The organism is Streptomyces rugosispiralis (assembly GCF_024505145.1).
GTDB lineage: Bacteria > Actinomycetota > Actinomycetes > Streptomycetales > Streptomycetaceae > Streptomyces > Streptomyces rugosispiralis.
In genome coordinates this window covers 1-808 of record NZ_JANIAA010000191.1, presented here as the reverse complement: position 1 = coordinate 808, position 808 = coordinate 1, and the positions used below count along the sequence as shown (strand labels likewise).

The 808-nt window shown below is 71.3% G+C and carries 1 protein-coding gene; it reads right to left on the bottom strand.

Features of this window, described 5'->3' with window-relative positions:
• On the bottom strand, positions 1 to 808 hold an 808-nt coding region (locus NP777_RS47005), incomplete at both ends, for an acyltransferase domain-containing protein (protein ID WP_256656343.1).

Genomic DNA, 808 nt, shown 5'->3' with positions numbered 1-808 from the left:
CGCTGGTGCTGGAAGGCGTAGGTGGGCAGTTCGACGGGTTGCGCGCCGGTCCCGGCGAACACCGTCCGCCAGTCGACGGCGATGCCGCCGACATGCGCCTCGGCCAGGGAGGTCAGGAACCGGTCCGGGCCGCCTTCGTCGCGGCGCAGCGAGCCGATGGCCGCCACGGGCGTGCCGTGGTCCTCGGCCGTCTGCTCGATGCCCATGGTCAGGACAGGGTGCGCGCTGGCCTCCACGAACGTCTGGAAGCCCTCGTCGAGGAGCACCCGTACGGTCTCGTCGAAACGCACGGTCCCGCGCAGATTGCGGTACCAGTAGCCGGCGTCCATCTCGGTGGTGTCCAGCACCCCGCCGGTCACCGTGGAGTAGAACGGCACCGAGGAGGATCGCGGAGCGATCCCGGCCAGGGTGCGCCGGATCTCGTCCTCGATGCTCTCGACGTGGGCGGAGTGCGAGGCGTAGTCCACCGGAATACGACGCGCCCGGATCTCCTCCGCCTCGCACGCCGCCAGCAGTTCGTCCAGCGCGTCGGCGTCACCGGAGACCACGACCGCCGAGGGCCCGTTCACCGCAGCCACCGACAACCGCTCGCCCCACACCGCGAGCCGCTCCCGCACCGCCTCCACGGGCAGCGACACCGACACCATGCCACCGCGCCCGGACAGCGCCCGGATCGCCTGACTGCGCAGGGCTACGACACGCGCGGCATCCTCCAGCGACAGCGCACCCGCCACACACGCCGCCGCGATCTCACCCTGCGAATGACCGATGACGGCTGATGGCTCCACGCCGTACGAACGCCACAGCT